This is a genomic window from Polynucleobacter sp. 39-46-10, from assembly GCF_002282275.1.
In genome coordinates this window covers 1-9,123 of the sequence record NZ_NCJB01000184.1, presented here as the reverse complement: position 1 = coordinate 9,123, position 9,123 = coordinate 1, and the positions used below count along the sequence as shown (strand labels likewise).

At 46.4% G+C, this 9,123-nt stretch carries 7 protein-coding genes; 1 reads left to right on the top strand and 6 read right to left on the bottom strand.

The window, feature by feature from the left end:
- Window positions 1-45: 45 nt before the first annotated feature.
- The 4 genes from B7X71_RS12085 to B7X71_RS12065 all read right to left on the bottom strand — a co-directional run bounded on the left by B7X71_RS12085 (window position 46) and on the right by B7X71_RS12065 (window position 5,422).
- Window positions 46-2,082 carry an HD domain-containing protein gene (locus tag B7X71_RS12085; protein WP_293598710.1) on the bottom strand — a complete coding sequence of 679 codons (2,037 nt, stop codon included), beginning with the start codon at window positions 2,080-2,082 and terminating at the stop codon, window positions 46-48.
- Between the two features lie 15 nt (window positions 2,083-2,097).
- Window positions 2,098-3,918: an alpha/beta fold hydrolase gene (locus B7X71_RS17920; protein ID WP_363927025.1), complete on the bottom strand. Its 1,821-nt coding sequence runs from the start codon at window positions 3,916-3,918 to the stop codon at window positions 2,098-2,100.
- Window positions 3,919-3,983: 65 nt separating this feature from the next.
- Entirely contained in the window at window positions 3,984-4,622 is a 639-nt protein-coding gene (locus tag B7X71_RS12070) for a 3-oxoacid CoA-transferase subunit B (protein ID WP_293600850.1), read from the bottom strand.
- A 101-nt stretch (window positions 4,623-4,723) separates the two neighbouring features.
- Complete coding sequence (locus tag B7X71_RS12065; protein ID WP_293598726.1) at window positions 4,724-5,422, bottom strand: CoA transferase subunit A; 699 nt, start codon at window positions 5,420-5,422, stop codon at window positions 4,724-4,726.
- A gap of 206 nt (window positions 5,423-5,628) precedes the next feature.
- On the opposite strand from B7X71_RS12065, the gene B7X71_RS12060 reads away from it, so the two are divergent.
- Window positions 5,629-7,299: an electron transfer flavoprotein-ubiquinone oxidoreductase gene (locus B7X71_RS12060; protein WP_293598729.1), complete on the top strand. Its 1,671-nt coding sequence runs from the start codon at window positions 5,629-5,631 to the stop codon at window positions 7,297-7,299.
- Window positions 7,300-7,314: 15 nt separating this feature from the next.
- Here B7X71_RS12060 and B7X71_RS12055 read toward each other — a convergent pair whose 3' ends face one another.
- Together B7X71_RS12055 and aroC are read right to left on the bottom strand one after the other, a co-directional pair.
- Window positions 7,315-8,472, bottom strand: a complete 1,158-nt coding sequence (locus tag B7X71_RS12055; protein ID WP_293598727.1) for an MFS transporter — start codon at window positions 8,470-8,472, stop codon at window positions 7,315-7,317.
- A gap of 20 nt (window positions 8,473-8,492) precedes the next feature.
- The coding region (gene aroC / locus B7X71_RS12050) for a chorismate synthase (RefSeq protein WP_293598728.1) at window positions 8,493-9,123 on the bottom strand (631 nt) is incomplete at its 5' end.

Genomic DNA, 9,123 nt, shown 5'->3' with positions numbered 1-9,123 from the left:
TGCTCTAACCAGCTGAGCTACGAGCCTATATAGCCATAGAGTTTATCACCGGCGGCGCACTTGGGTCACCCCTTTGACCTCTTCAAGACTGTTTTGAACTAAACGTAAGGCTTCTGAGTCCTTAATTTCCACGGTCAATAGGATTTGAGCAAGGCCTCGTTTGGCTGATTTACGCAAATCAATCACATGAATGCCCTGCCTTGTGAGGATTTCAAATAACTCGCGCATGAGTTCGGGACGATCCAGGCCAGTGACAGCCAGATCTGCCGGGAATACGCGTTTTGGATCATTAGTTGATGGGGTTTCTGGGGTCGACTCATTCCAGGCAGTTTGAATAACCCGCTCCGGCGCTCGCTCCAGTAAACCTCTAAAAGTTTTACAGGATCTTCTATGAATCGATACACCGCGACCCTGAGTCACAAAACCTGCGATCGCATCTGGCGGGACTGGTCTACAGCAACGAGCCAATTGAGTTAACAATGAATCCACCCCAACGACCAACACATCACCTGCTTGACCTTGTTTGCGGGTACTTTGCTTCAGAATAATCTCTGGTACTGATGTGATCGGCTTAGCCTCTGGCTTTTGCTCAGCTTTGACCTCAGCAGGCTTAGCACCAGCCTCTTCATCATCCAAGGCATTAAACCAAGTCCGCACACGAGTGCGGGCACGCTGCGAGCGTAAGTAGTTGCGATTAGGGCTTATCCAATCTCGTGAGGGACCACCATGCTTCACCGCAATGATTTCTATGGTCTGACCATTTTGTAGCGGCGTATCTAATGGCACCATGGCACCATCAACTCGAGCACCACGACAGCGGTGCCCCAGATCGGTATGAACTGCATACGCAAAGTCGATAGGTGATGAACCTTTCTCCAAGGAGATTACTTTTCCAAGCGGAGTTAGAACATAAATATGGTCATCAATCTCATGGTGCTTCAATTGCTCCCAGGCATCTTCTTTCCAGGAGATCAGCTGTCTAGCCCAAGCAATCTGGCGCTCATAGGCTACTGCTGCACTATGTGTGCCAGTTTGATGATTTGGGTTTGGTGTACTTGGGGTATTGGATGTGGGTTTATTTTTTGGCGGAGTTGCAGCCCCAACATAAGCACCCTCTTTGTAACGCCAGTGTGCAGCCAATCCATACTCTGCTTGTTGATGCATTTGATTGGTACGCACCTGAATCTCAAATGCGGTGCCATGCTCATCCATCACTACGGTATGCAAAGATTGATAACCGTTGGGTTTAGGCCTTGCAATATAGTCATCGAACTCACGCGGTACGGGCTGCCAGACGTTATGCACTATTCCTAAAATTGCATAACAGGATTTAATATCCTCCACCAGAACCCTAAATGCTCTGACGTCGTAGAGATTGGCAAAATCGAGTGACTTGCCCTGCATCTTTTTCCAGATGCTATAGATATGCTTTGGGCGACCCTGCACTTCACCTTCAATACGTGCGGCAGTTAATTCTTCTTTGAGCTTTCTGACAATCTGCTCAATGAATGATTCACGCTCAATGCGTTTGCCATCCAGCATCTTGGCGATGTCTCGATAGATCTCTGGAGACAGAACTCGAAATGCCAAGTCCTCCATCTCCCATTTCATTTGCCAAATACCGAGACGATTCGCGAGCGATGCGTCAATATTCAGAATTTCCTGAGCCCATGCTTTTGGCATCTCCATCTTCTCTTGGGTAATCCAGCGCAAGGTTTGCAAGCGAGAAGCAAGGTAGATGAGCACGACGCGCAAGTCATCACCAAAGGCCAACAGCATCTTTCTGAGCATTTCTTCTTGCCCAGAGATGCTGAGACCACCATCATTACGAACGAGTTTGGCTTGAGCCTGCCTGAGGCCACGGTATCCAATTAGAAGTCTTGCTGACTCCTCGCCAATCAACTTGATCAGCGCTTCTTTGCCATGGGTTCGAGCAATATTGTTTGCGGCAGTTAATGTTGCCTCGTCCAGATGAAGCAGCTTGAGAATACTCAGTACACCAGCAGCATGATTTTCAGAGGGCTCACCATACCAGCCATCAATGATTTTGATGCTCTCAGGTACATTGCCAGCATTTGACATGGAAGACTGAAATCCTTAACTAAAGAATTCTTTTGCTAAAGCAACTTGTTCTGACTTAACAAAAGCAGGTGCGTGACCTACCCCCGGAATTTCAATACTCCGAATGTAGGGGTTGACCTTACACATCTCAGCCACTGTTTTAGCTGAGAGCAAATCTGATTCACCGCCACGCACAATCAGCATCGGGACATGAATTTGCTTGAAGGCGTGCCACATTGCCATCTCACCTGCCTTCGCCATAATCGGATTAACAGATGCAAACGGTACAGAAATATCAGGGTCATAGTGCATTACCCAAAGACCATCCTTTTGCACGAGCATCGGTCCGTTATAAATTTCCCACTCTTCTGGTGTATGGCTACCAAACGATGCGCAGATCTCATTTAGGCGCTGCAGCGCATCTGCGCGATTAGCAAAGCTAAAAGGTTGGCCAACATAAGAACCTAAGCGTTTAATGGCCTCGGGCTCAATCCGTGGACCCACATCGTTAATCAACATACGACGGATTGGATTTTTAGGCATCGAGGCATAAACCATACCAATGAGACCACCCATCGAAGTTCCAAACCAGTCAACTTGAGCAACACCAAGGTGCTGAATCAAGCTTGCCATATCTGCAACGTATTGCGGCACTGCATAGAGCATTGGGTTCTTCAATCGATCAGAATCACCTCGCCCTACTACATCAGGGCAGACGACGTAGTAATCATTGCTCATCGCCTGCGCAAGAGTTTTGAAATCACTACCCCTACGAGTCAGGCCATGAACACAAACTAATACCTTTGGATTGCTAGGATTTCCCCAGGCGTGATACGCCATGCGATGCGGACCATCGGGGCTAGCGCAGGTGACAAAGAAGCTATCTCCATAATGAATCACATTGGGTTTTTTAATCTCATCATGCAATTGCTCATCATGCGTATGTTCATCCACCATACCGGCAATCTCAGGCTGTAGAGTGACGTGGTCAATCCCATGTTTACTCAACAACATCTCGTTGATGCGCGCCATGATTTCTGGCCACTCACTCATCTGATCAATTTCAATATGACCAATGAGTGCTGGAAAACTTGGTGTCATTTCCCAGACGTGTAAATCGTGCACTGCCAAAACACCAGGCACGTTTTTGAGATCATTGCCCACTTGCAGGTAATCAATATGTAAAGGTACACCCTCCATCAAGAAGTGATATGACTCACGCAAGATGGAAATGGTAGATTTCAAAATCAGTAACGAAACCAAAATGGAGAGAATTGCATCGATTGGCATCCAACCAGTCAATTGGATAACAATACCCGCAATCAATGCAGCTACAGAGCCTAACAAGTCACCCATAACATGCACTAAGGCCGCACGTGTATTAACACTTTTCTTATCACGCGAAAGTACCCAAGCCACAACGATATTCATCAGCAAGCCGATCGCAGCTACCACTGTGACTGTCAATCCATCTACTTGGTGCGGATCATAAAAACGGCTCACTGCCTCCACCATAATCCAGGCGACCAATGCCAACATCGCAATACTATTTACAAATGCAGCAAGCGCTTCTGCTCTACCAAATCCAAATGAATGTTTTGGTGATGGGGGACGACGAGAAATAATTTGGGCTAGTAAGGCTAAGCCTAGTGCAGCCGCATCCGTCACCATGTGACCTGCATCTGATATCAAGGCCAATGAATTTGCAAAATAAGCTGCAGCACCCTCAACACCAGAAAAACCTAATGTCAGAACTAAAGCAATCAGCAGGAGGTTTTGATTGGAAACCTGCTTGGCATGAGAGTGTTTGGCATCACCCTGCTTGTGTGCATGAAGCGAATGGTCTGCAGCACTCATATAAGGCTCTTTAGAAATAGAAATGGGGTCATTGACCCCATTATTTCACTATCTAGTAGAAAAGGTTAGAAACCCATTGTATCTACAGGGGCACCTGTTTTGGACAATACTTCTTCCTTAGTAACACCTGGCGCCAACTCCACCAACTTCAAACCCTTAGGAGTGATATCAAGCACACACAGATCAGTAATGATGCGACTAATAACACCTACACCAGTCAATGGCAAAGTGCATTTAGGCAGAATCTTGATTTCTTCTGTGCCGTCTTTCTTCTTCGCAACGTGCTCCATCAGGACAACCACATGCTTCACGCCAGCAACTAAGTCCATAGCACCGCCCATGCCCTTCACCATCTTGCCAGGAATCATCCAGTTAGCTAAGTCGCCATGCTCGCTCACCTGCATTGCGCCCAAAATCGCAATATTGATTTTTCCACCACGAATCATTCCAAACGAATCTGCCGAAGAAAAAATGGAAGAGCCAGGCAAAGTCGTAATCGTTTGCTTGCCCGCATTAATCAAATCCGCATCAATGGTTGCTTCCGTTGGAAATGGGCCGATACCTAATAATCCATTTTCAGATTGGAGCCACACTTCCATTCCTTCTGGAACGTGATTGGCCACTAGGGTTGGCATACCAATACCCAAATTGACGTAGTAACCATCCTTTAACTCTTTAGCAGCACGTGCTGCCATTTTAACCATCCTTTAACTCTTTAGCAGCACGTGCTGCCATTTCATCTCTATTCCAAGGCATATCAATCTTCCTAAATATTCTGTACTGTTTTTATATTGCTTCGATGGTATTAAGCTGCAGATAAAGTGCGTTGCTCAATACGCTTCTCAGGCGTGGTGTTGAGAACCAAGCGATGCACGTAGATACCTGGCGTATGAATCTCATCCGGATCCAATTCACCGTTCTCTACGATCTCTTCTACTTCAGCAACGGTAATCTTGCCAGCCATGGCCACTACTGGATTGAAATTACGTGCGGTGTAGCGATAAATCAAGTTACCTGACTTATCTGCCTTCCATGCTTTGACAAGAGAAATGTCTGAAACGATTGCACGCTCCATGATGTAACGCTCACCATCGAATTCTTTTTCTTCTTTACCTTCGGCAACCAAAGTACCTACACCGGTTTTGGTATAGAACGCAGGAATACCGCAACCGCCTGCGCGCAATTTTTCTGCCAAAGTACCTTGAGGGGTAAATTCCAACTCCAGCTCACCAGCTAAAAACTGACGCTCAAACTCTTTGTTCTCGCCCACATAGGATGCGACCATCTTTTTGACCTGTCTTGAATTCAAAAGCAAGCCCAAGCCAAAGCCATCTACGCCAGCATTATTAGCAATCGCAGTCAGATTTTGCGCACCAAGATCCTTTACTGCCTGAATCAAAGCCTCAGGGATGCCGCAAAGACCAAAACCGCCAACCGCGAGCTTCTGGCCATCCTTCAAGATATCCCGTAAGGCATCTACTGCTGATGGGTAAGTTTTATTCATACATTCGTCCTAATATTGCCAAAAAGGTAAAAAAGTAATCATAACGCTTTGGGAATCCCAGCCCGAAGGCAAAGGGCACCAACCTGCCTTTCATCGCTTAGAACTAAACTAGAAGGGTTCAAGGAAGCCATAAAAAAATGGTGGAATTGCCAAAAATTGCTGAAAATGAGCTCAGCAAGCTATTTTTAGAGATGTCGGAGAGTGAAATGAACGCCCAGGAATTGCTCGAACAATTTGGACCAAGAGAATCCATGGACTATGACTTAGTCATCGTCGGAGGTGGTCCAGCAGGCCTATCTGCAGCCATCAAAGCAAAACAACTCGCGAATGAGTCAGGTAAAGAAATTAGTGTCTGCGTTTTGGAAAAAGGCTCCGAGATTGGTGCGCACATCCTTTCTGGCGCCGTTATGGATCCTAAGGCGCTCACCGAGCTATTCCCCAACTGGAAAGAAATGGGGGCACCACTAGATACTGAGGTTACTCAAGACCAGTTTTTATTTTTAACAAAAGAAAGTTCGTTCCAAGTTCCGAATTGGATGCTGCCCCACTGCTTTAAGAATGAGGGTAACTATATTGTCAGCTTAGCCAATGTGACTCGCTGGCTTGGCCAACAAGCCGAGAATCTCGGTGTAGAAATTTTTCCAGGATTTCCTGCGGCAGAAATTCTGTATAACGAACAAGGTGCAGTCTGTGGTGTCATTACAGGTGCAATGGGTTTAGATAAAGAAGGCAATCCAACCGATCAATTTCAACTTGGCATGGAATTACGTGCCAAGTACACTCTATTCGCCGAAGGTTCACGCGGACATCTAGGCAAACAACTCATTAGCAAGTTTGCATTGGATAAAGATGCTGACCCACAAAGTTACGGCATTGGTATTAAAGAACTATGGGAAGTAGAACCCTCTAAGAGCAAGCCCGGTCTGGTAGTTCACACTGCAGGCTGGCCACTAGAAAGCGACACCTATGGTGGTTCATTCTTGTATCACTTGGGTGATAACAAGGTTGCAGTAGGTTTGGTAGTGGGCCTCTCCTATAAGAACCCTTACCTCTCGCCGTTTGAAGAGTTCCAGCGCTATAAGCTGCATCCAAAAATCCGTGAGACTTTTGAGGGTGGAAAACGTCTGGCTTATGGCGCACGCGCACTAACGGCTGGCGGCTTAAATAGTCTGCCTAAGACTGTATTCCCAGGGGGTGCATTAATTGGTTGTGATGCAGGATTCTTAAATGCATCACGCATCAAAGGCAGTCACGCTGCAATTAAGACTGGGATGCTGGCTGCTGAAGCTGCAGTTGCAGCGCTTAATGAGAATCGTTCCGCTGATGTGTTGGCTGCCTATCCAAGCGCGTTCAAAAATAGTTGGCTACATACTGAACTTAATCAAGCGCGCAACTTTAAGCCATGGATGTCCAAAGGACTTTACCTTGGAACTCTGATGGTTGGTCTAGAGCAAAAGCTGTTGGGTGGCAATATGCCCTGGACAATTCATTTAAAACATGCAGACCATGAGTGCCTTGAGCCAGCAGCGCAGCATCAACCCATCGAGTATCCAAAACCAGATGGCAAGATTACTTTTGATCGCCTCTCATCAGTATTTATTTCCAATACCAATCATGCTGAGAATCAACCCATTCACCTGACATTAAAAGATGTGTCGGTACCAGTCAGCTTGAATCTCAAAACTTACGCAGGTCCCGAGCAACGTTACTGCCCTGCTGGCGTATATGAGTATGTAGAAAAAGATGGGCAACCACAGCTGCAGATTAATTCACAAAACTGCGTCCATTGCAAAACCTGTGACATCAAAGATCCAAGTCAAAATATTATTTGGATTACCCCTGAAGGTGGTGGTGGCCCGAACTACGCATCAATGTAAAGAATGTTGATTGGTTTATCTAGCTGGGTAGTGGCGTGGGCGCAGTTTTCCAATCGCCATACCCGCTAGGCCACAAGCTAAAGCAGCCATCACGAAGACATTACGTGGCTGAGTTGCCTCCCAAAGCCAACCCGCAACTAAACCACCTAGCGTCCCACCCAAACCATACGATACTGTTGCCATCAAAGCTTGCCCTCTGGCTTGCAAGGGGCCAGTAAACCAGCGCTGCAGTAACTTGGTGGCAGCACTATGGTGAGCACCAAAAGTAGCCGCATGCATCAACTGAGCCAAAATCAGCACCCAAGTGAATGGGAAGAAGGCAATCAAAATAAATCGAAACACGCCAACGCCAAAAGCAAGCTGTAAAACAACTTCAGCATCCAGACGACTGAGCACTTTGCTCTGGAAATAAAAGAAAATCACTTCAGCAGCAACGCCTAGAGCCCAAAATAAACCGATCTCGAATTTATCGTAGCCCAGGTCTGCTAGGTAGAGTGAATAGAACACATACAAAGCTGCATGCGCAAAGACCATAAAGAAGCCCGATAGCAAGAACCAACGCACATCAGGATTAAACAAAACAATTAAGAGTTCGCCCTTCACCATCTTGCGACGTTCCATCTTAGGCTCATGCAAGCGGAACGTCACTAATGCCAAGAAGATCAACACTACCGCGCCCACAATCGGATAGAGCTCAATACCTTCGCGCTGAAATAACTCGCCAGCAATTAAGACCATTGCAATAAAACCAATTGATCCCCACAAACGTAAGCGGCCATAACGTTTATCAAATGAATTGTCTTTAAATAAAGCATGTACTGTGGCCGACTCTCCTAGTGGCATCAAGCTACTAAGAATGGTGTGCAATACAAACATCCAAATGAAAAATGCAATGTAACTATGCAGAAAAAAGATGCATAAGAAAGTGACTGCTGCCAAGCAAGCACAGAATCTAATAATGCCAATACGATCGGACAAGTAGTCAGACAGCCATCCCCAGGAGAATGGCCCAACTATTCGTGTAATTTGTAGCATGGACATTAAGACTGCGATCTCAATAACACTAAAGCCACGGTCAAGAAAAAAGAGGCTGGCGTAGGGAGAAACTAAGCCAACATACGCGAAATATAAAAAGAAAAAGGACCCGAAGGCCCAACGCACTGAAGGTGTCATTTTCTTTTTCTTAAACGGATTTAGTCGCTTACTGAACCAGGTCGAGCAGCCGGCACAGGCGACACAGCATGTTTCACATCACCGCATTGAGCACGATGGCGTAGAGCATGATCAATCAATACCAGAGCTAACATCGCTTCAGCAATCGGCGTTGCACGAATACCCACACAAGGATCATGACGACCTTTGGTTTGCACAGTAATCGGCTTTCCATCTAGGTCAACTGATTCCTTTGGACTCAAGATACTAGAAGTGGGTTTGATTGCAATTGATACACGCAAATCTTGACCGGTACTAATGCCACCCAAAGTGCCGCCAGAATTATTACTTGCAAATCCATCTGGATGCAGTTCGTCGCCATGCTCACTACCGCGTTGCGCTACTGACCCAAAGCCAGCACCAATCTCAACACCTTTGACCGCATTAATACCCATCATGGCATGCGCGATGTCAGCATCTAACTTATCAAATAAAGGTTCACCCAGACCGATGGGCACATTACGCGCCCGTACTTCAATCTTGGCGCCACAGGAATCCCCTGCTTTGCGCAGCGCATCCATGTAGGCTTCTAGTTCTGGCACGATTTCTGTGTTTGCCGCAAAAAAGGGATTGGTTTCAATCAGCGAAGCATCCTGAAATGGAATCTTGATT